21 protein-coding genes, 1 rRNA gene and 2 other annotated features are annotated in these 24357 nt (G+C 27.0%); of the genes, 21 read left to right on the top strand and 1 reads right to left on the bottom strand.

Annotated elements, in window-relative coordinates; translation table 11 throughout:
- Positions 1–19 precede the first annotated feature (19 nt).
- The 12 genes from rplT to E0D94_RS09925 all read left to right on the top strand — a co-directional run bounded on the left by rplT (position 20) and on the right by E0D94_RS09925 (position 15202).
- Positions 20–373, top strand: a complete 354-nt coding sequence (gene rplT / locus E0D94_RS09985) for a 50S ribosomal protein L20 (protein ID WP_130807422.1) — start codon at positions 20–22, stop codon at positions 371–373.
- A gap of 126 nt (positions 374–499) precedes the next feature.
- Positions 500–1867 (top strand): TrkH family potassium uptake protein, encoded by a 1368-nt coding sequence (locus tag E0D94_RS09980; RefSeq protein WP_130807421.1) that lies wholly within the window; start codon positions 500–502, stop codon positions 1865–1867.
- A gap of 11 nt (positions 1868–1878) precedes the next feature.
- Positions 1879–2523 carry a potassium channel family protein gene (locus E0D94_RS09975; RefSeq protein ID WP_130807420.1) on the top strand — a complete coding sequence of 215 codons (645 nt, stop codon included), beginning with the start codon at positions 1879–1881 and terminating at the stop codon, positions 2521–2523.
- An 8-nt stretch (positions 2524–2531) separates the two neighbouring features.
- Positions 2532–3326: a 23S rRNA (guanosine(2251)-2'-O)-methyltransferase RlmB gene (gene rlmB / locus E0D94_RS09970; protein ID WP_130807419.1), complete on the top strand. Its 795-nt coding sequence runs from the start codon at positions 2532–2534 to the stop codon at positions 3324–3326.
- Between the two features lie 183 nt (positions 3327–3509).
- Positions 3510–3722: a binding site (T-box leader), on the top strand.
- 44 nt (positions 3723–3766) lie between these two features.
- Positions 3767–4789, top strand: a complete 1023-nt coding sequence (pheS, locus tag E0D94_RS09960; protein ID WP_130807417.1) for a phenylalanine--tRNA ligase subunit alpha — start codon at positions 3767–3769, stop codon at positions 4787–4789.
- A 14-nt stretch (positions 4790–4803) separates the two neighbouring features.
- Positions 4804–7203, top strand: coding sequence for a phenylalanine--tRNA ligase subunit beta (gene pheT, locus E0D94_RS09955; protein WP_130807416.1), 2400 nt, complete (start codon positions 4804–4806; stop codon positions 7201–7203).
- A gap of 91 nt (positions 7204–7294) precedes the next feature.
- Positions 7295–7834: a cell division protein ZapA gene (locus tag E0D94_RS09950; protein ID WP_130807415.1), complete on the top strand. Its 540-nt coding sequence runs from the start codon at positions 7295–7297 to the stop codon at positions 7832–7834.
- A 64-nt stretch (positions 7835–7898) separates the two neighbouring features.
- Positions 7899–8525 (top strand): DUF421 domain-containing protein, encoded by a 627-nt coding sequence (locus tag E0D94_RS09945; RefSeq protein ID WP_130807414.1) that lies wholly within the window; start codon positions 7899–7901, stop codon positions 8523–8525.
- A 41-nt stretch (positions 8526–8566) separates the two neighbouring features.
- Complete coding sequence (locus E0D94_RS09940) at positions 8567–10945, top strand: endonuclease MutS2 (RefSeq protein ID WP_130808219.1); 2379 nt, start codon at positions 8567–8569, stop codon at positions 10943–10945.
- 10 nt (positions 10946–10955) lie between these two features.
- Positions 10956–11912, top strand: a complete 957-nt coding sequence (locus E0D94_RS09935) for a P1 family peptidase (RefSeq protein ID WP_130807413.1) — start codon at positions 10956–10958, stop codon at positions 11910–11912.
- Between the two features lie 229 nt (positions 11913–12141).
- Positions 12142–12352 (top strand) — a binding site (T-box leader).
- Between the two features lie 48 nt (positions 12353–12400).
- Positions 12401–14104, top strand: a complete 1704-nt coding sequence (gene argS / locus E0D94_RS09930) for an arginine--tRNA ligase (protein WP_130807412.1) — start codon at positions 12401–12403, stop codon at positions 14102–14104.
- 123 nt (positions 14105–14227) lie between these two features.
- Positions 14228–15202 (top strand): hypothetical protein, encoded by a 975-nt coding sequence (locus E0D94_RS09925; RefSeq protein WP_130807411.1) that lies wholly within the window; start codon positions 14228–14230, stop codon positions 15200–15202.
- A 30-nt stretch (positions 15203–15232) separates the two neighbouring features.
- Here the strand turns inward: E0D94_RS09925 and E0D94_RS09920 are convergent, their stop codons facing one another.
- Complete coding sequence (locus E0D94_RS09920; RefSeq protein WP_130807410.1) at positions 15233–15427, bottom strand: hypothetical protein; 195 nt, start codon at positions 15425–15427, stop codon at positions 15233–15235.
- Positions 15428–15590: 163 nt separating this feature from the next.
- Between E0D94_RS09920 and E0D94_RS09915 the strand changes: the two genes are divergently transcribed.
- The 9 genes from E0D94_RS09915 to E0D94_RS09875 form a co-directional block, all read left to right on the top strand.
- On the top strand, positions 15591–16091 hold the full coding sequence (locus E0D94_RS09915) for an amidase domain-containing protein (RefSeq protein WP_242620529.1): 501 nt from the start codon (positions 15591–15593) through the stop codon (positions 16089–16091).
- A gap of 72 nt (positions 16092–16163) precedes the next feature.
- Positions 16164–17939: a B12-binding domain-containing radical SAM protein gene (locus tag E0D94_RS09910; protein ID WP_130807408.1), complete on the top strand. Its 1776-nt coding sequence runs from the start codon at positions 16164–16166 to the stop codon at positions 17937–17939.
- A 1-nt stretch (position 17940) separates the two neighbouring features.
- Positions 17941–18702, top strand: coding sequence for a hypothetical protein (locus tag E0D94_RS09905; protein ID WP_130807407.1), 762 nt, complete (start codon positions 17941–17943; stop codon positions 18700–18702).
- Positions 18703–18764: 62 nt separating this feature from the next.
- The gene (locus E0D94_RS09900; RefSeq protein ID WP_130807406.1) at positions 18765–19250 is read left to right on the top strand and encodes a GNAT family N-acetyltransferase; all 486 of its coding nucleotides are present in this window, start codon (positions 18765–18767) and stop codon (positions 19248–19250) included.
- A 17-nt stretch (positions 19251–19267) separates the two neighbouring features.
- Positions 19268–20398, top strand: a complete 1131-nt coding sequence (locus E0D94_RS09895; RefSeq protein WP_130807405.1) for a tetratricopeptide repeat protein — start codon at positions 19268–19270, stop codon at positions 20396–20398.
- 148 nt (positions 20399–20546) lie between these two features.
- The gene (locus tag E0D94_RS09890) at positions 20547–21440 is read left to right on the top strand and encodes a bifunctional enoyl-CoA hydratase/phosphate acetyltransferase (protein WP_130807404.1); all 894 of its coding nucleotides are present in this window, start codon (positions 20547–20549) and stop codon (positions 21438–21440) included.
- A gap of 16 nt (positions 21441–21456) precedes the next feature.
- Positions 21457–23229: an indolepyruvate ferredoxin oxidoreductase subunit alpha gene (iorA, locus tag E0D94_RS09885; RefSeq protein WP_130807403.1), complete on the top strand. Its 1773-nt coding sequence runs from the start codon at positions 21457–21459 to the stop codon at positions 23227–23229.
- Positions 23230–23231: 2 nt separating this feature from the next.
- The gene (locus E0D94_RS09880) at positions 23232–23810 is read left to right on the top strand and encodes an indolepyruvate oxidoreductase subunit beta (protein ID WP_130807402.1); all 579 of its coding nucleotides are present in this window, start codon (positions 23232–23234) and stop codon (positions 23808–23810) included.
- Positions 23811–24152: 342 nt separating this feature from the next.
- Positions 24153–24357: ribosomal RNA gene (locus E0D94_RS09875) — 16S ribosomal RNA — on the top strand; the annotation flags it as partial.

The raw sequence follows: 24357 nt of genomic DNA, 5'->3' as shown, positions 1-24357 counted from the left end.
TTAAAAGGAGGTTTTTAGAATGGCAAGAGTTAAAAAAGCAATGAATGCTAAAAAGAAACATAAAAAAGTATTAAAACTTGCAAAAGGATATTATGGGGCAAAAAGCAGATTATTCAAACCTGCAAATCAAGCAGTTATGAGAGCTCTTAGATCAGCATATATCGGACGTAAATTAAGAAAGAGAGATTTTAGAAAACTTTGGATTACAAGAATAAATGCTGCTGCAAGAATGAATGGTTTATCTTACAGTAAATTTATAAATGGATTAAAGAAATCTAATATAGATATAAATAGAAAAATGCTTTCTGAAATGGCAATTTATGATCCTGAAGGATTTAAATCATTAGTAGAAACAGCAAAAGAAAATATATAAGATAAAAGTTCCCATTAGCGGAGCTTTTATTTTTGATTTTTTTAGGCTATAATACATTTTGTTACTTTTACTCTTAAACTTAAAATGATATAATGGAAATTAATTGTTAATAGATGATTTTAGGGGATGATTAAAATAGAACTTAAAAATAGAGTTAATGAATTAAAATCTAATCCTGCTCAAGTATTAGTTTTAGGATTTGCTGCTTTAATATTTATAGGAGCAACATTACTTAATTTGCCTATGGCTTCTGCTAGTGGGAAAAGTATTGGATTTATAGATGCATTTTTTACTGCTACTTCAGCTGTATCTGTTACTGGACTTGTAGTGGTTAATACTGCAGCCCATTGGTCACTATTTGGTAAAGTTGTAATTCTTCTTTTAATACAAATTGGAGGATTAGGATTTATGACCATGGCAACTTTAGTGCCATTACTTATAGGAAAAAAGATAACACTTAAGGATAGACTTATAATGCAAGAAGAGCTTAATCAATTTTCACTTTCAGGAGTTGTTAAGCTTACACGTTATATTATAATATCTACTTTTGTGATAGAAGGTATAGGAACTGTATTATTATCTTTTAAATTCATACCTGAATATGGTATTGGCAAAGGGTTATGGTATTCTGTATTTCATGCTATATCAGCTTATTGTAATGCAGGGTTTGATATTATAGGTAATAGTTTAGAATCTTACGTTACTAGTCCTATTATAAATGGGACTATAAGTTTACTTGTTATATTAGGTGGTATAGGATATTCAGTCTATCTTGATATGTCTTCTACAAGGCAATTTAGAAAATTATTATTACATACAAAAGTAGTTTTAGCTATGACTTTAGCTCTTTTATTAATAGGATTTGTAATATTCTTAGCTGTAGAATATAATAATCCTGAAACTATTGGAAATTTATCATTTGGCTCAAAAGTAATGGCTTCGTTCTTCCATTCAGTACTTCCTAGAACAGCAGGTTTTAATAGTGTAAGTATGGCGGGAGTTACAAATGCTACTGCTTTTATGATAATAATACTTATGTTTATAGGAGGATCACCAGGTTCTACTGCAGGTGGTATAAAAACTACAACAATAGGAGTTGTAATACTAGCTATTATTTCAGTTGTTAGAGGAGATAGTGATGTTAAAATATTTGCAAGAAGAATTCCTGTAGAAATTATATTTAGGGCTCTTGCAGTTCTTGGAATAGGACTGCTTATAGTAATAGTAGTTACAATGATATTGTCCTTAACAGAAACTAATTTAGAAAGATATAGTTTTTTAGATATTACTTTTGAAACTGTATCAGCATTTGGTACAGTAGGTCTCTCTAGAGGGCTTACTCCGTATTTATCAGATATTGGAAGAGTAATAATTGCAATAACAATGTTTATTGGAAGACTTGGACCACTTACAATGGCATTTGCATTTGCTAAGAGAAGAAAAGAGAAAAAAGGATTATATAGATATCCAAAAGAAAGAATTACTGTAGGATAGGAGGTTTTTATATGAAACAATTTGTGGTAATAGGTTGTGGAAGTTTTGGTACAAGTGTTGCTGTTACACTTTATAATTTAGGTTATGATGTATTAGCTATAGATAAAAATGAAGAAAAAGTACAGGAAATATCAGATAAAGTAACTTATGCAGTTCAAGCAGATGCTATAGATGAAAACTCACTTAAGTCCCTAGGAGTAAGAAATTTTGATGTTGCAGTAGTTACTATAGGTTCGGATTTACAGGCATCTATAATGGCAACATTAATGGCAAAAGAATTAGGGATAAAATTTGTAATAGCTAAAGCACAGAATGCACTTCATGCTAAAGTATTAGAAAAGACAGGAGCAGATAAAGTAGTATTCCCTGAAAGAGATATGGGAAGTAGAGTTGCTAGGAGCTTAGTATCTTCTAATATATTAGATCATATTGAATTTGCACCTGATTATAGTATTGTTGAAGTAACTGCTCTAAAAGATTGGGAAGAAAAAACATTGAACCAATTAAAATTACCAAGTAAATATGGAATAAATGTTATTGCAATTAGACATGGTGAAGAGATAAATATTACACCTTATGCCGATGATAAAATTGATAAAGGTGATGTTTTAATTGTAATTGGTCATAATAAAGATTTAAAAACATTAGAAAAATAGGTGACAATATGGAGATAGAAAGTTCATCCAATAAAATCATAAAAGAAGTTAGAAGTTTAAATAAAAAAAAGAATAGAATAAAAAGAGGGCTTTATTTTATAGAGGGGATTAGAATAGTTGAAGATGCTATAAGATCAAAAGAAGATATAGAATATATTTTATACTCTGATAAATTATTTGATGTTCAAATGGGTAAAGAATTACTTGATTTTATAGATGGAAGATATAAAACATATAAAGTTAATGAATCTTTATTTAATGACGTATCGGATACAGAAACTCCTCAAGGAATACTAGCAGTTATAAAAATGAAAAATTATAGTATAGAAGATATATTCACTGAGAAAGATTTCATAATAATATTAGATAGACTACAAGATCCAGGCAATATGGGTACTATAATAAGAAGTGCAGATGCTTTAGGAGCTACAGGTATAATTATAAGTAAAGGTTCAGTTGATGTTTATAATCAAAAAGTTTTACGTTCCACAATGGGTTCCTTATTTCATATTCCTATAATTCATGTAGAAGATATAAAAGAAACAATTTTAAAGTTAAAAGAAAAAGATATAAAAATTTTTGCTACTACATTAAATGAATCTAAATATTGCTATGATGTTGATTTTAAAAAAAATATAGCAGTTATTATAGGAAATGAAGGAAATGGAGTAGGAAATGATATATATAACTTAAGTGATGAAAATATAATTATACCTATGATTGGGAATTCAGAATCATTGAATGTTGCTATGGCTTCATCTATAATTATGTATGAAGTATTAAGACAAAGAAAAAATATTTAGAAAATTTATATTTTATGCTTGTATACTCCTTGTATTTATATTAATTGAGTGCTATAATTTAATTAAATAGCATTAAAGGGGTGTAAGCAAATGGCATATGCTCAATTGTTTTGGCATATTTTTGAACTTACGGGATCTGTAAATGCATATCTTATGTATAAGAACTTATCGATAAATTAATATTTAAAAGTTATGATGAAGAGAGTAAATATTTGATACATATACAGAGAGAGAATATCTTGGCTGCAAATATTCTTATATGTGATGATATTGAAGTTCACTTCTGAACTGCTAGATTGAAAAAAGTAGATCTATGCCAGCTTTGCTGTTAAAATTTTGAGTGGCTATATTTTTATAGCTATAAGAGTGGTACCGCGGATAACCTTCGTCTCTTTGAGATGAAGGTTTTTATTTTATGTAAAAAAGAAAGGAGTATTTTAATGAGAGAAAAAATTAAAGATTTAAGAAGTATTGCTATAAAAGAATTAAATATGATTAAGAATTTATCTGATTTAGATAAATTTAGAGTTAAGTATTTAGGAAAAAAAGGAGAGCTTACTAAGATATTAAGAGGTATGGGTTCTTTATCTAAAGAAGAAAGACCTATAATTGGTAAGGTTGTTAATGAGGTAAGAGAAGAATTAGAAAATAAAATTAAAGATATAAAATTAACTTTAGAAAATGAGAGAAAAAAAGAAAAATTTAAAAAAGAAAAGTTAGATATTACTTTGCCAGGTAAAAATCTAAATTTAGGACATAGACATCCTTTAATGCAAACAATAGAGAATTTAGAAAATGTATTTTTGAATATGGGATTTGAAATAGTTGAAGGTCCAGAAGTTGAAACTGTAAGTAATAATTTTGATGCTTTGAATTCTCCTGAAAATCATCCTTCAAGAGATATAACTGATACATTTTATATAACAGATGATATATTACTTAGAACACATACTTCTCCAGTTCAAATTAGAGCTATGAAAGAAAAAAAACCACCTTTAAAAATAATATCAGCAGGTAGGACTTTTAGATTTGATGATGTAGATGATACACATTCACCAATGTTTCACCAACTGGAAGGTTTAGTTATAGATAAAAATATCACAATGGCAAATTTAAAGCATACAATAGATATGTTTATAAAAGAGTTATTTGGAGAAGGAATGAAAACTAGATTTAGACCACATTATTTTCCTTTTACAGAGCCAAGTGCTGAAGTAGATGTTTCTTGTTTAGAATGTATGGGAGAAGGCTGTAAATCATGTAATGGTACAGGATGGAGTATGGAATTATTAGGTTGTGGAATGGTTCATCCTCAGGTACTTAAAAATTGTGGGTTAGATCCAGATGAATATAGTGGGTTTGCCTTTGGACTTGGTGTAGATAGAATTGCAATGGTTAAATATAATATAAATAATATTAGACTATTATTTGAAAATGATATGAGATTTTTAAATCAATTTTAATAAGGAGGAAAATTATGTTAATACCGATTAAATGGCTAAGAGAATATATAGATATAGAAGATATTGAAACAAGAGAACTAGCAGAAAAACTTACAATGAGTGGTTCACATGTTGATTCAATTGAACAAGTAGATAAAGGTGTAAAAAAAGTAGTGGTAGGTAAAATTTTAGAAATAAAACCTCATCCTAATGCTGATAAACTTGTTATAACTAAGATTGATATTGGAGAAGATATTTTACAAATAGTTACTGGAGCTACTAATATAAGAGAAAATGATTATGTTCCAGTAGCATTAGTTGGAGCAAGACTACCAGATGGTACAAAAATTAAAAAAGGTAAATTAAGAGGAGAAACATCAAAAGGAATGCTTTGTTCAGCTAATGAACTTGGTATAAAAGAGGATTTAATTCCAAAAGAATTAAAAGATGGCATATATATTTTAGATGAAGAGTTTACCTTAGGGGAAGATATAAGAAAAGCTTTAGAACTTGAAGGTGAAGTTATAGACTTTGAGATAACTCCTAATAGATCAGATTGTTTAAGTATTATAGGTATGGCACGTGAAACAGCGGCTACTTTTTCTAGAAAGTTAAAATATCCTGAAATTATTATACAAAATCAGGTAGATAATATAAAAAATTTGATAAGTAATATTGAAATAAAAAATGAAAATTTATGTAATAGATATTATGCTAAAGTTGTAAAAAATGTAAAAGTAAAATCTTCTCCTATGTGGTTACAAAGGAAATTAGTTGAATCAAATATTAGACCTATAAATAATATAGTAGACATAACAAATTATGTTATGCTTGAGTTAGGTCAACCAATACATGCATTTGATTTAGATAAAATAAATGGTGATAAAATAATTGTTAGAAATGCAAAAAATGATGAAAAAATAACTACATTAGATTCAGTAGAAAGAAAACTTTCAGAAGATATGTTAGTTATATCAGATGTAGAGAAACCAATTGCAGTAGCAGGTGTAATGGGTGGAGAAAATACAGAAGTATATTCTAATACAAAAAATATACTTATAGAATCTGCAAATTTTGATGGCAGAAATATAAGACTTACTGCAAAGGGATTAGGAATAAGAACTGATGCTTCAGCAAAATATGAAAAAGATTTAGATGCAAATATTTCAGATAAAGCAGCTAATAGAGTATGTCAACTAATAGAGATGATTGGTGCTGGAGATATTGTAGAGGGTAATATTGATATATATCCAAACAAATCAGATGAAATAAATATTGAATTAAGACCAAATAAAGTAAATGATATGCTAGGAATAAATTTAGATACTAATGATATGATTAAGATTTTAAATGATTTAGAACTTAAATCATTTAAAAAAGATGATTATATTGTTACAACTATTCCTACTTTTAGAAGTGATATAACAATGGAAACAGATTTAGTAGAAGAAATAGGGAGAATATATGGATTTCATAATATTGAATCTAAACCACTCGTAGGAGTATTAACTAAAGGTGGTAAGAGTTTAAAAAGAGAAATAGAAGATTATATAAAAAACTCACTCACAGGTATAGGTATAAATGAAATAACAACATACTCATTTATAAGTCCTAAAGCTTATGATAAAATTAATTTGCCAGAAGATAGTGTAAAAAGAAGAAGTGTAAAAATTAAAAATCCATTAGGTGATGATTTTAGTGTTATGAGAACTACCCTTATTCCAAATACATTGGAAGTATTGGCTAGAAATTATAAATATGGAGTAAATAAAGCTTGGAGCTATGAAATTGGCAATATCTTCATACCAAAAAGTATTGATTCAAAAAGTCTTCCACAAGAAATAAAGAATTTAACTATAGGAATGTATGGTGCGTCAGATTTCTTTTATTTAAAAGGTATATTAAATAATCTATTTTCATTACTTGGTATTGAAGATGTAGAATATTTTGTAGAAGAAAATAATAATACATTTCATCCCGGTAGATGTGCTAGTATAATGAAGGGAGATCATGTTTTAGGAGTGATGGGGGAAGTTCATCCAGATGTTATGAATAATTATGGATTAAAACAGAGAACTTATATAACTGAAATTGATTTAGATATTTTAACTTATTTAACTAAATTAGATAGAGAATATAAGGAATTACCTAAATATCCATCTATCACTAGAGATATAGCATTAGTAGTTGATGAGGAAGTTTTAGTGAAACAAATAGAAGATATAGTAAAAGAAAATTCAGGAGATTTAGTTGAAGAAATAAATTTATTTGATATATATAGAGGAGATCAAATACCAGAAAATAAAAAAAGTGTAGCATACTCTATTGTTTATAGATCTAGCAAAAAAACATTAAAAGATGAAGAGGTTTCAGAAGTTCATCAAAAAATAGTAAAAAAATTGATTGATAAACTTGATGCAAGTTTGAGAAAATAAATTTAAAGGGTATGGTTTAAACCATACCCTTTAAATTTATTGATATAAGCTATATAATAAATATATAAACGATGAAAGAGGAGAGGATGTTATGGCTGAAAAAAGAAAAGTCATAGTAAAAATAAATGGACAAGATTATACTGTAATAGGAGAAGAGTCTGAAGAGTATATTAACCATATTGCTAACTATATAGATTCAAAGATGAAAGAAATTATAAATAAGAATAACAAATTTAGTCAATCAATGGCAGCAATACTTACTGCATTTACTATAACTGATGAATACTATAAGGTTAAACTTGATTTAGAGGACCTAAAAGAAGAAATTAAAGAACCCCTTGAAGAGTTAGATAGAATTAAAAATGAAAATTCAGAGTTAAATATTGAATCTAAGAAGTTAAAATCTGAAAGAGATGAAGTTAGGGAAGAACTATATAATGTAAAAAAAGAAAATGATAAGAATTCTATATTGGCTAAAGATCTTAAAGATTCTCTACAATTAAAAGAAAAAGAATTAGAAGAAAGTGAAAAAATGATAAATGGATTACAAAACAAGTTATTTGAAAATCAAGTAGAATTAATAAAGATAAAAAAAGAGCTAGAAGAATTAAAAAACGAATATGATAAATAAATAAAGAATAAATTTTATTCCAAAGTTTAGAATATATATTAATATCTAAACTGGAGGAATAAATATGCATAAACATTTAGTAGAAGATCCAATATATTTGGCACGTGCAATTGGTGTTTACTTTTTAGCTTTATTAACTGTAAGACTTATGGGAAAAAGATCTATAGGTGAATTAGGCGCTTTTGATTTTGTATTAATGACTGGTATTGGTCATATAATGAGTGCAGTAGCATTAGAACGTAAAATACCTTTTCATGATGGTATATTAGTTTTAGTTACAATAGCTGCCCTGGAGGTTGTTTTGGCTGTAGTTGCTTATAAATCTAGAAAGGTTGCAAAAGTAATTGAAGGTAGACCAAGATATCTTATAAAAGATGGAAAAATATTAAAAGAAAATATGAGAAAAGAAAAATTTAATATATATAATTTAAGGCAAGAATTGAGAATATTTGGTGTAGATGATGAAAAAGAAGTAGAAAAAGCTACAATAGAAGCATCTGGAAAATTTAGTGTAATATTAAAGAAGACTGAGGGACATGTAAGGAGAAAAGATCTCGGTATATATAAAGAAGATGGAAGACCCCAATATATTGACAAAAAAATTTATGAGATTAAATCAGAAATAGATAGATTAAATATTACTTTAAATAACCTTATTATAGAAGTAAGGAAGATGAATAGAGACGAATAGATTAAAAGTAACATAGAGAGGTGTACAATAATTTGAATATTATAAATGGAAAATCCTTAAATACATTAGAATATTTTAAAATAAAAGATAAACTCAAAAAGAAAGCAGAGTCATCTTTAGGAAAAAAAATAGTAGATGAATTATTTCCTATGAAGGATTATATTGAAGTAAAAAACTCACAAGATGAAACAGAAGAAGCTTTAAATATTATGTTAAGGCGAGGAAACCCTCCTTTAGGAGGTATATATGATATTAAAGATAGTGTAATAAGAGCTGAAAAAGGCGGGGTTCTTTATCCATCTTCGTTACTTCAAGTAGGTGATAGTCTAAGAGCAGCTAGAAATTTAAAAACTTTTATTAAAAGTGATAGAGAAGATAATGATTCAAGTTATCCTATACTTGAAGGAAATATCTATAATTTAGTAATAAACAAAGATTTAGAACAAGAAATTGAAAGAATAATAATAAGTGAAGAAGAAATTTCTGATAATGCAAGTTCAAATTTGAGAAGTATAAGAAGAAGAATAGAATCTAAAAATTCTTCTATAAAAAGCAAGTTAAATTCTATAATTAACTCATCAAAAGAGAAAAAATTATTGCAAGACAATATTATAACAATTAGAAATGAAAGATATGTTGTTCCAGTAAAGCAAGAAAATAGATCTAATTTTAAAGGATTAGTACATGATCAATCTGCAAGTGGTGCAACTTTATTTATTGAGCCAATGGCTATTGTAAATTTAAATAATGAATTAAAAGAATTAAAAATTGAAGAAAAACGAGAAATTGAAAGAATATTAAAGAACTTAAGTGAAGAAGTGGCATCTATAAGTGGTGAATTAATTCAAAACCAAAAAATATTATCAATGATTGATTTTATTTTTGCTAAAGGAAAGTTAGCATTGGATATGAATGCTACAAAACCACTATTGAATACAAATGGAGATATATTTTTAAAAAAATCTAGACATCCATTGATACCAAAAGATGAAGTTGTGGCAAATGATATTTATGTTGGTGATGATTTTCATACACTTATAATAACTGGTCCAAATACTGGAGGTAAAACAGTAACTTTAAAAACAGTAGGTTTACTTACATTAATGTGTCAATCAGGACTTCATATACCTTGTGATCAAAATAGTAAAATGGCAGTATTTAATAATGTATTTGCAGATATAGGTGATGAACAAAGTATAGAACAAAGTTTAAGTACATTTTCATCTCATATGACTAATATAGTAAAAATAATAGAAGAGGTAGAACAAAACAGTTTGATTCTTTTTGATGAGCTCGGTGCAGGTACCGATCCTACAGAAGGAGCAGCACTTGCAATGTCAATATTAGAATATTTAAATACTAAAAATGTAAAAACTATAGCTACAACTCATTATAGTGAACTAAAATTATATGCATTATCAACTGATGGAATAGAAAATGCATCTGTTGAATTTGATGTTAAATCTTTAAGGCCTACTTATAAACTTCTTATAGGAATACCTGGAAAATCTAATGCATTTGAGATATCTAAAAGACTTGGATTAAGTGATGATATAATAGATAAATCTAGAGAGATATTATCAAAAGAAAATATACAATTTGAAGATGTTTTATCTCAAATAGAAGTTGATAGGAAAATTAGTGAAGAGAACAAACAAAAGTCAGAGAGACAAAGAAAAGAAATTGAGAGACTTAAAAATGAATTAGAGGAAAAACGATCAAAAATAGATAAAATTAGAAAAGAAACTTTAAGAGAAGCAAAAATTGAGGCTAGAGAAATACTTGAAAAAGCTAAAGAAGAATCCAGTAATATAATAAAAGAACTTAGAAATTTATCTACTGACATAGAAAAAGAGAAAAACAAAAAAATACAAGAAGCCCAAAATAAATTAAAAACTAATTTAGATAATGTAAGTGAAGGACTTACAGAAAATATATTAGGTAAGTCTACAAATGCGCCACCTAAAAATATAAAATCTGGAGACAGTGTAAAGTTATTAAATTTAAATCAAATAGCCACTGTACTTACGGAGCCAGATAAAGATGGAAATCTTACTGTACAAGCTGGTATCATGAAAATAAATGTAAATTTAAATAATATTGAAAAGACAAAAGATAATGTTGAACAAAAATCAGAAAAAAATACTAGAGGAATGATAAAGTCCAAAGCTAAATCTATAAAGACCGAATTAGATTTAAGAGGTAAGAATGTAGAAGAAGCAATGCTTGAAGTTGATAAATATTTAGATGATGTATATATGTCTGGTTTAAGTCAAGTTACAATAATTCATGGAAAAGGTACTGGTATATTAAGAGAAGGAATAAAGCAATATTTGAGAAATCATAAACTTGTTGATTCATTTAGAATTGGAAAATATGGAGAAGGTGGAACAGGTGTTACAATAGTAAATCTAAAGTGAGGGTAAATTGATGAAGCAAATAGGTATAAAAGATATAAATGATATATTTGTAGGGAATGCAGAATATGATAATGGTCCTACAGGGTGTACTGTTATTATTTCGGAAAAAGGATTTGTAGCTGGAGTAGATGTAAGAGGTGGAGCTCCAGGCACTAGAGAAACCGATGTCTTAAAACCGGAAAATATGATAGAAAAAGTCCATTGTGTTTTTTTAAGCGGAGGAAGTGCGTATGGACTTGATTGTGCTAGTGGTATCATGGAATTTTTAGAAGAAAAAAATATTGGATTTGATGTAGGAGTAGCAAAAGTTCCTATAGTTTGTGGTGCTGTTTTATTTGATTTAAATTTAGGAGATTCAAAAGTTAGACCAGATAAGAATCTAGGTTACAATGCTTGTAAGAATGCATATAACAATAATTTTAAAGAAGGTTCTTTTGGTGCAGGGATAGGAGCAAGTGTTGGAAAGTTATATGGGTTAAATAGTGCCATGAAAGGTGGTATAGGTATTTATGGTATTCAAGTTGGAGATTTAAAAGTTTTATCAATAGTAGCTGTAAATGCATTAGGAGATATACTTGATAATGGAAAAATAATTGCTGGCCTTAGAAATGATGAAAATAAGTTTTTAGGAACAGAAAAAGAAATGATAAAAAATTATAATAAAACAGAAAATTTATTTGGGCAAAATACTACAATAGGAGCAGTTATAACAAATGCTAAATTCAATAAAGCAGAAATGAATAAAATAGCTTCTATGGCCCATAATGGTTTTGCAAGAGCTATAAGACCATCTCATTCTATTTTTGATGGAGATACTATTTTTACGCTTTCTACAGGTAAAATAAATGCAGATATAAGTGCTGTTGGTATGCTTGCTAGCATTACTATGGAAAATGCAATTATAAATGGGGTTAAAAAAGCTGATTCAAAAGAAAATTTAATAACATATAAAGACTTAAAAAAATAAATATTTTCTCAACCATATAAAACAAACACAAAATATACTACAAAATAGTATTGTAGAGTATGTAAATGGGTATACTTATAAATAAAGGTAATACTTGAAAAAATGTAAGAAGAATTATATAGCACTAGATATTCTAAAAAGTATAATTATATAATCATACTTTTTAGAATATCTAAATTTTACTTGAATAGTATTTAATATTATGGTATATTAAATAGAAATTAATATTTAAAATTCAATGAAGAGGATAGTAAAATATAAAAAAGAGTCTTAGAGAGTCGGGAAATGGTGAAATCCTGATACCTTTTAATATTTGAATAGAGCCTTGGAGAAACCATCTGAAATGAGTAAGATGTGTCGGTTGAACCGTTATTTTATTATGAGTGGACAATAAATTTTTGTCAATTAGAGTGGTAACACGGGTGTAACTCGTCTCTTATATAAGAGACGAGTTTTTTTGATAGAAAATATTTTGAGGAGGTAGAATGATGATAGATTTTAAAGAGAAAATTGGAGAAATTATAAATCAAAATGTGGAACAAATATCTAAAGAAGAGGTATTAGAATTATTAGAAACTCCACCAAGTTATGATATGGGAGATTATGCAATGCCATGTTTTAAGATGGCAAAAATATTTAGAAAATCTCCTAATTTGATAGCGGAAGATATAGTAAATATGATCGGAGAAAATAAATATTTTGAAAACATTGAGAATAAAGGTGCATATGTAAACTTTTTTGTGAATAAAGAATTATTTTCAGAGACTGTATTAAAGGAAGTATATGAAAAGGAAAATAAATATGGTGCTACAAATATAGGAAAAAATAGAAATGTAATAGTTGAGTTTTCATCTCCTAACATTGCTAAGCCTTTCCACATAGGGCATATTAGAAGTACTGTAATTGGACATTCAATTTATAAAATATATGATTTCTTAGGATTTAATACAATAGCTATTAATCACTTAGGTGATTATGGTACACAATTTGGTAAATTGATTGTTGCGTATAAAGCATGGGGAGATAGAAAAGTTATAGAATCTAATCCGATACCAGAACTTCTTAAATTATATATTAAATTTCACGAAGAAGTAGAAAAGAAACCTGAATTAGATGATAAAGCCCGTGAATGGTTTTTTAAACTAGAAGAAGGTGAGGATCCTGAAGCAAAAGAATTATGGCAGTGGATTAGAGATGTTAGTTTAAAAGAGTTTAATAGAGTTTATGAGATGTTAAATATAAAGTTTGATTCATTAGCAGGTGAAAGCTTTTATTCTGATAAAATGCCTAGAGTAATAGATATTATGAATGAAAAAGGGATATTAGAAGATTCACAAGGTGCAAGAATAGTAGATTTAGAACCTTATGGTATGCCTCCTGCACTTGTACAAAAAAGAGATGGATCTACATTGTATATTACTAGAGACGTTGCAGCTGCTTTATATAGAAAAGAAACTTATGACTTTTATAAAAATATTTATGTAGTTGGTTCTCAACAAATTTTACATTTTCAACAATGGATGAAAATGGTTGAATTAATGGGATTTGATTGGGCAAAAGATTGTGTGCATGTTCCTTTTGGAATGGTATCATTAGAGGAAGGTACAATGTCTACACGTAAAGGTAGAGTAGTATTTTTAGAAGATGTTTTAAATAAAGCAGTTGATAAAACTAAGGAAATAATAGAACAAAAAAATCCAAACTTAGAAAATAAAGAAGAAGTTGCAAAACAAATAGGAATAGGAGCTATAGTATTCCAAGAGTTATCAAATAGTAGAATTAAAGATTACACTTTTTCATGGGATAAAACATTAGCATTTGAAGGTGAAACAGGTCCATATGTTCAATATACTCATGCAAGAGCAAATAGCATACTAAAAAAAGCTAATGTTGACGTTACTGATGATATTGATTATTCATTATTATTAAATGAAGAAGCAGTTAATGTAGTAAGACTTCTACATGATTTCAAGCAAGTTGTAATTGATGCTATGGAAAAATATGAACCTGCAATAATAACACGTCATATAGTTGATATAGCTCAAGCATTTAATAGATTCTATCATGATTGTCCAATTTTAGTAGATGATGAAAAAGTTAAAAAAGCTAGATTATTATTAGTAAAATCTACAAGAGATGTATTAAAAACAGGTCTTTCACTTATAGCAGTAGAAGCTCCTGAAAAAATGTAATTAATAATAGATATATTATTTTAAAGCATCCTGCAAAATATTAGAAAATATAATTTGTAGGGTGTTTTTATGGTCTTTAAAAAATACTTATGTGGGTATTGAACTAATAGAAGGGAGGAACATATGTCTAAAGATATAATTGAAAAAATAATAAATTCAGCATCGACAATGGATGCACTTAAAAATAATAAAAATGTAATAAGGAATTATCAGTTACAATTGATGTTGAGTACTATTAAATCTTTAATGCCTTCAGAAGATAAAAAAGGGGTAAGAATATATTATCCTAGATTTATAAAGGAAATGGAACTATTAAAATATTATATTTATAATTCTGATAAAAACAAAACTAATAATTATTGGAAATATAAAGACTCAAACTTTACAGCTAGAATAATACCTATAGTTATTACTAATTCTGATTTTGACATTGCTAGAGAAGAGATTATAAAGAATATTTTATTTTTTACTGGTAATATAAAAAGTTTATTAAGTGGTATTTTATTAGGGAAATTATTAGATACATTAATCAGTGGAGAGTATAAAAAAGAAGAAATATTAAAGAATTTAAAAAATGAAATAATAAACTTTTCTCAAACTGAATTTTTAAATGAATATAAAAAATACTATAAAATAGATTTAGAAGAATTTGAAGGTAATTATACAATAAACTTTGAAAAAGAAAGAATAAATTTGATAAATACATTAAATGATATCTCATATAACGATGACATTATTAAAAAAAGTATATTAATAATTGAAAATCATTGTGAGGTTGATAATGCTAAAATTAATGACATATTTTTATTATCTTTATTAGGAGTTTATTCTGAAGAAATAAATAAAATAGAATATAGTGATAAAAAGTTCATGACTAAAATATCAGATTATTTAGTTAAACTTAGAAAAGGCAGAATTGATCCTAGTAGTTTAGATATAAACATGAATAATATACCAAATTTATTCGATTCTAATCAAGGTGATATTATAGATCATCCTTTGTTAAATAGATCAAAAATAATAAAAAAATATTATAAAAATGATACTGTGACTATAGAGATCATGACAAAATCAGGATTATATATATTTCAAAAATAAATTTAACACCCTAGTACTAGGGTGTTAAATTTATTTTTTTAAGTAATCTATAAATTCTTCTTCAGAACTATCTGCAAGTTCACTAAGTTCACTAACAATACTATTTTTCAAAGATAAATATTCCTCTAAATTCTTATTTTCACCTGTATATTGCAATGCTTCTAATATAAGTAGCATGTCTTTTTTAGGTATTTCAGCTATAGATATTTTTTCAAATTCTTGCATCATTTTTCTCCTTTCATAATTACTAATAAAATAGTTGTATATAATATCTTTCTACAAAAGTGTATATTATTCCTCTTTTTTTTACAAGGAATATAAATAATAATTATTATTTATTTGGAATAAAATTATATTTAAAGAGTATTTTTTAATGGGAGGGGTAGTTTTGAGTATATTATATAAATATGATAGAGAAAAAGCAAAACAATATGCTAAAAAGTGGGCTTTTAAAAGAAATCCTAAATATTATAATTTTGAAGATTTAGGAGGAGATTGTACTAATTTTATTTCACAAGTGCTATATGCAGGAGGATGTCCTATGAATTACAATAGATGGACTGGATGGTATTATAACAATATAAATGACAGAGCGCCTGCATGGACTTCTGCAAATTATTTGAAAAAATTTTTGGAAAATAATACTGGAAGAGGCCCAGTTGTAGAAAAAAGTAATATTGATAAAGTCGAAATAGGAGATATAGTACAACTTAATTTTGATTCAGATATAGTATTTGAACATTCTCTAGTTATAGTTGATATTAAAAGTCCAAGAACTTTAGAAAATATTTATATATCAACCCATACATATGATAGATATAATTATTCTTTAGCAAATTATTTCGTAAAAGAGATAAATTTTTTTCATGTTTTAGGATATAAAAAATAGAGAATTTGCTGGTATGATAAAAAAGTATTATAATGATATGAAGAAAACATTATCCAATTAGGAGTGCAAAAGATGAAATTATTAATTACAACACTTAATTCAAAGTTTGTACATTCATCTCTCTCTATAAGATATTTAAAAGAATATATAAAAGATTTAAATATTAATGTAGATATAGAAGAATATACAATAAACCAAAATTTAAATTTTATAGTATCAGAAATTTTCAAAAAAAATATAGATGTATTGGCATTTTCTACATATATATGGGGATTTAAAGAAACTATTACCATATGTGAAAAATTAAAAATTGTAAAACCAGATTTGAAAATTATACTTGGTGGTCCTGAAGTTTCTTTTGATATAAAACAATTAATGAATAATAATAAATTTATTGATTTTATAATTTATGGTGAAGGTGAAGAAACCTTTAGAGAGCTTATTATTAACATGATAAAAAATAAAAAGTATGATGATTTATTAGGTCTTGCATATAGAGTTGGAGATAATATAAAAATAAACGCTTCTAGGCCATTAATAAATAATTTAGATAAAATTCCTTCTCCATTTATAAGTAATATGAATTCCTTTAAAAATAAAATAATATATTATGAGACATCAAGAGGTTGTCCTTTTAATTGCAAATTTTGCTTATCTTCTACAATAAAAGGAGTAAGATTTTTTTCAATTGATAGAGTTAAAAAAGATTTAAAATTTCTTATAGATTCTAAAGTGAAACAAGTTAAATTTGTAGATAGAACATTTAATGCAGATAAAAAATATTCAATTGAAATAATGATTTATATAATGAAAAATAATCCTGAAAATATTAATTTTCATTTTGAAGTAACAGCTCATTTATTAGATAGGGAAATGATACAGTTTTTAAAAAGTGTACCTGAAGGTATGTTTCAATTTGAAATAGGGGTACAGTCAACAAACAAAAAAACTATAGAAGCTATAGGGAGAACTACTGACTTTGATAAACTTTCATTTGTAGTTAAAGAGATAAATAATTATAAAAATATTCATCAACATCTAGATCTAATAGTAGGTCTTCCATACGAAAATTATAATAGCTTTAAAAATTCATTTAATGATGTATATAATTTGGAGCCTGAAAAACTGCAAGTAGGTTTTTTGAAACTATTAAAAGGATCTGAATTAAGACAAAAAACAAGAGAATATGGTTTTAAGTTTCATGATTCACCACCTTATGAAATTATGGAAAATAAATTTATAAGTTATGATGAAATTTTAAAACTTAAGATCATTGAAGATTTAGTTGATAAATATGGAAATGAATTAAATTTTAAAAATAGTATAAATTATATAATTAAAAATTATTTTGACAATCCTTTTGATTTTTATGAACATTTTTCTCGCTACTGGGAAGAACGAGGATATCACACTATATCTCATAGTTTAAAGAAATTATATGAAATACTGTATGAATATTTTATATTTTACTTTAAAAAAGATAATGATATATTTAATGATATTTTAAAATATGATTATATCTTCAATAACAATAAATCAATGCCAAATTACATTAAATTCTATGATGAATATAAAATAAAAAAGCTTCGTCATGATTTTTTAAAGAAAGATGATAATTTGAAAAAATATTTGCCAAGTTATATAGGTTTATCTGCTAAGAAAATAATAAAAGACATTTCAATTATAAGTTTTAAATTTGATATTGGAAGCTTTTTAGAAACTTTTGACAAAGAAGATATATCATATGTAAAAAAAGTATATCTATTTGAACATAAGGGAAAAAATAATGTTTTTACCAAGTCAAAAGTCTATGATATTACAAAAGAATTTTTAGAAGAGGAGAGTTAAAATGGTTATATTAAAAGACTTATTATATTTAAATAAAGATGCATTTAATAAGACTATTCGTCTGTTGACGAAAAACTGGACATTAATACTTACAGGATTAGCATACTTAGTTATAAATATTGTATTAGGGATAGTCGTTAACACATTATTTATGGGGGTTTTAAGAATAATAGGGGGTATAGTTTTAACACTTGCAATGGCTTCTATGATTTCTAATTATTTATATTTACTTCAAAATATAATTAGAGTAGAGAAGTTTGATTTAGAAGATTTTAAAATGGGTTTTACAGCTCTTCTTCGTAAAGTATATAGTGTACTTTTAATTGGATGGCTTGCAAGTTTATTATATAATATGATTTTATCACCTTTGATTGGGAGTTTAGGAAGTTTTATTACCATGCTTATACCATTAGCTATATTTATATTTTTAAATGCACTTCCAGAATCTCTTTATCAAAAGTTTTATGATCCTTGGGAAACTATAGTTTATGCATTTGAGTTTATAAAGGAAAACTGGTTAGAATGGTTTATACCTAATATTATATTTATGATTCTATTATATATTTTATCTGGAAGATTGTTATTAAATTTATTCTCTATTAATTTTAGCTTAGGATTAAATTTTTCTACTTCTTCAATTATAATATATATAATAGGACAAATACTTTTTTCTTTTGTTATGATTTATAGAGGAGTATTATTTGAAAACCTTAGTACAAGTACTAGAAGGAAGAGAATATATATGAGAGATTTATATAAATAAAGTAGTATTTTATAATATGAGATTTAGATAATAAGCTATTCTATAAGGTTTGGAGGGGTATTATGGGCTTGGAATTTAGAAGCATGGATAAAAAAGATATTTTAGATGTATATGAATTTTTTAATGATTTAAAAGAAGAGAAGGCGGAGGTTACATTTGTAGATGTAAACTCTAAAGATGAAGTAAAGCAAATGTTAGAAGATAAAAATAATTATTTATATATTTGTGAAGATGAAGGGGAGTTAATAGCAGTATTTAGGGGAATAAAAGGAAAAGGTAAAGAGAATCATAGTGCGTTTTTAACTTTAGCAGTAAGAAAAAAATTAAGAGGTAAAAAAATTGCTCAAAGACTTACTGAATTTGGATTAAAAGATATGAAAAATGATGGTATAAAAATAGTTCGAGCATATGTTTATAATGATAATTATGCATCATTAAATACTTTATTAAAATTAAGATTTAGTATATCAGGATCTGTTCATATGGACCATTATGATGAAACTAAAGGACACTATGTAGATGACATAATATTTCATAAAATTTTATAGATACAAAGGAGTTTAATATGAAAACTATACAAGAATATTTTGAATCAAAAACAGATAATATTTATTTTATTGAATTGAAAAATAAAGAACAATTAGAAGTTAAAGGAATAGAATTAGATGAGACTATTCCTTATCCTTTAATAGTAAAAAACTTAGCAAAAGAGATAAAAAGCAATAAAGAAGTAGAAGAACTTAAAGTTAAATATATGGTAGATGGGATTATATATTTACTTGGTATAGATCCTAAATTTAAACATAAAGAAAAATATTTAGAATTTTTGTATTCATATGATGCTAATATTAAAGGATATATATTAGCAGAAGGTATAAAAAAGTTAAATGATAATAAAGTAGATGAAGCCCTTATATATTTAAGAAGTTTATTAAACATAGATAGAGAAAATGTAAAAGCGTTATATAGTTATGGATTAGCTTTAGAAAATAAATCTATAGAATTCTATAATAAAAATGAAAGTCAATCTGGAAATATATTTTTTAAAAAGTCAACTTATATATTTGAAACTATATTAGATATAGATCCAAGTTTTAGTCTTGCTTATTATAAATTAGGATATCACTATAGAAATATTAAGCAATTTAAGAAGTCAGAAATTATATGGGGAAAATTTATTAGTATGACTTCAATGAATGAATTAACAGATGAAGTAAAATTACAATTAGAAGTTATGAAAGATGATGTTAGATATGAAGAAGGATATAATTTAGTGTTGACAGGGAAAGCTAATGAAGGTTTAGAAAAATTACTTCCATTGGTAGAAGATCATGGGGATTGGTGGAATTTGTTATTTTTTGTAGGACTTGCTTATAGACAACTTGGAATGTATAGTGAAGCTGTACGGTATTTTGAAAAGGTGTTGATATTTGAATCTAATCAAGTGGATACTTTAAATGAGCTTGGATTATGTTATGCAAATTTAGAAAAATATACACAAGCTATAAATAAGTTTGATAAAGCATTGGAATTAAAACCTAAAGAATCAGAAATATTATGCAATAGAGGAATGTCATATTTACAAATGAATAATCTAAAAAAAGCAGAAATAGATATAGAAAGAGCATTTGAATTAAATCCTGAAGATGAAGTAACTAAAGCTTGTATGATAGAAATAGAAAAAAGAAAAGAGTAAATTTACTCTTTTCTTTTTTATTTTCAAAAGATTACAGAAAATTAAAAATTAAATTCATTATTTAAAAAAGGTATTAGAAAATAAATATCTAATATATATATAATAGCTTTAATTAATTTAAATATTAACAATTGAAAGGGGAGAATTAATGCAGACAATTAAAGAGTTAATAAAAAAAAGTCAAAATCAAAAAACAAAAAAGCTTGCTATTGCAGCATGTGAAGATAAAGAATTATTAAAAGCTATAGTAGAAGCTGCAGAATTAGATATTATAGATCCTATATTGATTGGAGATATAATAAAAACACAGTTAATTGCAAAAGAATTAAATCTTAATATAGAAAAATATAAAAAAATACAAACAAAAGACATAAAAGATTCAGCAATGACTGCTGTGAAACTTATAAAAGCAGGTGAAGCTGATTTTATAATGAAGGGTTTAATTGACACTTCAATATTACTAAAAGAAGTTTTAAATAAAGAATATGGGTTGAGAGAAGAGAGTTTATTAAGTCATGTAATGATATACGAAATACCTAGTTATCATAAATTACTTGCATTAACAGATGGAGGTATGAATATAAATCCTAGTGTAGAAGAAAAAATATCTATAATAAAAAATGGAACAAATGCATTGATAAGATTAGGATATAAAAAAGTTAATGTAGCATGTCTTTCTGCCAAAGAAAAGGTGAATCCTAAAATGCAATCTACTGTTGATGCAAAAGATATAGAAGAATTATGGAAAAAAGAATTTGTTCAAAATGTTATTGTGGAAGGACCTTTAGCATTAGACTTAGCTATATCAAAATCAGCAGCTCAGACTAAAGGATTCAAAAGTAATATTGCAGGTGAAACTGATATTTTGCTTGTACCTAATATAGAAATGGGAAATGGTATAGGTAAAAGTTTGACTTATTTTGCTAAAGCAAAATCTGCAGGTGTTATAATGGGAGCAAAAGTACCTATAGTCTTAGTGTCAAGAGCAGATGACTATGAAACAAAATTAAACTCAATTGCACTAGGTAGCGTAATATCTTAAAAAGGAGTGTAGATTTATGAAAAAACTTTTAACGGGTAATGAAGCAGTAGCTAGAGGTGCTTATGAATCGGGGGTAACATTAGCAGCAGCGTATCCAGGTACACCCAGCACTGAAATACTAGAAAACGTTTCTAAATATAAAGAAATTTATTCGGAATGGTCACCTAATGAGAAAGTTGCTTTAGAAGTAGCCATAGGTGGTTCTATTGCAGGGGCAAGAACATTAGCTGCTATGAAGCATGTAGGTATTAATGTAGCGGCAGATCCTTTATTTACATTTGCATATACTGGAGTAAATGGAGGTTGCGTAATTATATCTGCTGATGATCCTGGCATGCATAGTTCTCAAAATGAACAAGACAATAGGTATTATGCAAAAGCAGCAAAGCTAGCCATGCTAGAGCCAAGTGATAGTCAAGAGACTAAAGATTTTGTTAAGGAAGGATATAGGATAAGTGAAAAATATAATATTCCTGTATTATTAAGATTGACTACTAGAATATGTCATAGTAAAGGTTTAGTTGAAGAGAACAATAGAGAAAGTGTAGAAATAAAACAATATGAAAAAAACATACCTAAATATGTTGCTACACCAGCTAATGGTAGAAAGTTACATATTGATTTAGAAGATAGATTAATAAAGCTTGAAGAATATAGCAATAATACACACTTAAATACTATAGAGTGGAATGATAAAAAAATAGGGGTAATATCTTCTGGTGTTGCATATCAATACGCCAAAGAGGTATTTGGTGAAAATGCATCTTTTTTAAAGTTAGGTTTTACATTTCCATTACCTAAGGAGAAAATTAAAAACTTTGCATCTGAAGTAGAAAAGCTGTATGTTATAGAAGAATTGGAGCCGTTTTTAGAAACAGAAATAAAGGCTATGGGTATAAATGTAATAGGAAAAGAATATATACCTTTAACTGGAGAACTTAATCCAGATATAATACGTGAATCATTGTTAAATAAAAAAGCAGAGAAAATTAATAAAAATGAAGAAATGATTATAGGTAGACCTCCTACTATGTGTGCAGGATGTCCACATAGAGGATTATTTTATGAATTAAGTAAAAAGAAGAATGTTGTAGTTACAGGAGACATTGGATGTTACACATTGGGTTCAGCTCCTCCTCTTAGCACAATGGACACGTGTATCTGCATGGGTTCTAGCATTAGTGCTGGTCATGGGTTTAACAAGGCATGCGAAGTTAATGGAATTAATAAAAAAGTAGTAGGAGTTATTGGAGACTCTACATTTTTTCATTCAGGTATTACAGGGTTAATAGATATTGTATATAATAAAGGAAATTCTGTGACAATAATACTAGATAATAGAATAACAGGAATGACAGGACATCAAGAAAATCCAGGAACAGGGTATACACTGATGGGAGAAGAGGCACCACAAATAGATATAACTAAATTATGTGAATCTATAGGAGTAAAAGATATAAAAACAGTTAATCCATTAGATCTTTCAGAAACTAAGAAAGCAATTGAAGAGTCTCTTAAGTTAGATGTTCCTTCGGTTATTATAACTAAGTATCCTTGTGTTTTAAAGAAATCTACACAAGAAGAAATAGATGATTATGGTCTTGATATAAAAGCATGTGTTGTAGAAAGTACTGAATGTAGAAAATGTAAAATGTGCTTAAAATCTGGTTGTCCCGCAATATCTTTTGAACAAGATAAAGGATCTATTATAGATGAAAATATGTGTGTAGGTTGTGATGTATGCTTACAAATATGTCCTTTTGATGTAATTAAAAAGGTGGGTGAATAAAAATGGATAAAGTAAAAAATGTATTATTAGTTGGAGTTGGAGGACAAGGAATTATTCTTGCTAGTAAGATTTTGTCTGCTGGTTTAATAAGTGCAGGTTATGACGTTAAAATGTCTGAAGTACATGGTATGGCTCAAAGAGGGGGAAGTGTTACTACACAAATAAGATATGGAAGTAAGGTTTATTCTCCTATAATAGGTAAAGGTCAAGCAGATGTTATAGTAGCATTTGAACAAATGGAAGCAGCAAGGTGGATAGATTATTTAAGACCGGAAGGAAAAATAATAGTAAATGATTATAAAATACCTTCAGCTCCAATTTTAATAGGTGAAAGAGAATATCCTGAAAATATATTAGAAGATTTAAAGTCTAAAGCAAATGTAAGTCTAGTAAAAGGATTTAAACTTGCTAAAGAATTAGGAAATGTAAGAACTCAGAATATTATAATGATTGGAGCATTAATTGAATTTATAAATATAGATGGTGTTGAATGGAATGAAATATTGAAGGAAAACATAAAAGAAAAGTATGTTGATTTAAATATAGAAGCATTTACTATGGGGAAAGGACTTTTAGATTAAGAATCTTTTGATTCTTAATCTTTTTTATTTAAGATAATAGGATATATATATTTTAAAAAAAGATGTTGACAATATGAAAATATTTTGATATAGTACTAAGAGTCGTCAGGAAAGCTTGTCTTTCTAAAGAGAAAAAAGAATTTAAAAGGAAACAAAAAAGTTCTTGACAAGCTACTTGAAACCTGATATAGTATTAAGAGTCGCTAGCAAACAGCGACAACAAATTGGTCTTTGAAAACTGAACAGTGTAGATAACAACAACTTATAAGTTGTAAAATTATAAAGCTAAATTAAGCTAACGTTTGATTCAATTTTGGGTCAAAGGAAAACAAACTTTAAATTTTTATTGAGAGTTTGATCCTGGCTCAGGACGAACGCTGGCGGCACGCCTAACACATGCAAGTCGAGCGAGAAAATTAGAATTGATTCTTCGGATGATTTTTTAATCTTTCTAGCGGCGGACGGGTGAGTAACGCGTGGGAAACCTGCCCTATACAGGAGGATAGCCTCGGGAAACCGGGATTAATACTCCATGAAACTCTAGCAC

It is taken from the genome of Senegalia massiliensis, assembly GCF_900626135.1.
Taxonomy (GTDB): Bacteria; Bacillota; Clostridia; order Tissierellales; family SIT17; genus Anaeromonas; species Anaeromonas massiliensis.
Note: the sequence above shows the minus strand (reverse complement) of the source record. Positions and strands in the feature narration are given on the sequence as shown.